At 27.6% G+C, this 620-nt stretch carries 1 protein-coding gene; it reads right to left on the reverse strand.

The window, feature by feature from the left end; genetic code table 11:
• Positions 1 to 572: DUF3137 domain-containing protein (locus tag H2650_RS15730; protein ID WP_188051778.1), on the reverse strand; the 572-nt coding region annotated here is incomplete at its 3' end.
• Between the last annotated feature and the right edge of the window lie 48 nt (positions 573 to 620).

The following is a 620-nucleotide window of genomic DNA, read 5'->3' on the forward strand; positions in this document are numbered from 1 at the left end:
GCTTTTCTGTCGATTATTTTCAATTCTATGAGTTCATCAATAAATTCTTTGAAAAGATTTAGTAAAGATTTTAACCTTTCTATATCTTTAATTTCTCCATCATCGTAGAAAGATAATTCAAATTGGTTTTCTGCAAGTTTGCCTTCCCAAATTCCTTTATCATCAGATATTTCAATGTTTATGTTTTTTTGCATTTCTATTAAGTTTCTGATTTTTCTATTCTGAAGCAAAGTTTTAATTTTATGTTCATTGTTAGATTTAATTATGAACTTTTTGTCGTATTCAGCTCGTCCAATTTCTATATCTTGTCCGCCAAATATTCTTTCTAAATTGCTAATAATTCCACTTCTGTAAATTTTAAACTTAAAATTCTCGAATGAATTATAAGGAACTATTATTCGACTCATTTCCGTACTAAATTTTCCTGACCACAAAGTATAGTTGTCAAAAATAATCTTCAAACCATTATATTCAATTTGTGTTTTAGCAGAGTGCCAAGAAAATGCATCAATAAATTCCCCATTAGTTTCTTTGGCGAATTCTTCCCAAATATTTAATTTTTTATTTATCACTTTTCATTTCAGTTGTCGATTTCTACGATTTTTTCGAAGCTTACTGCT

It is taken from the genome of Flavobacterium sp. GP15, assembly GCF_014281985.1.
In the GTDB taxonomy this organism is placed as follows: domain Bacteria; phylum Bacteroidota; class Bacteroidia; order Flavobacteriales; family Flavobacteriaceae; genus Flavobacterium; species Flavobacterium pygoscelis.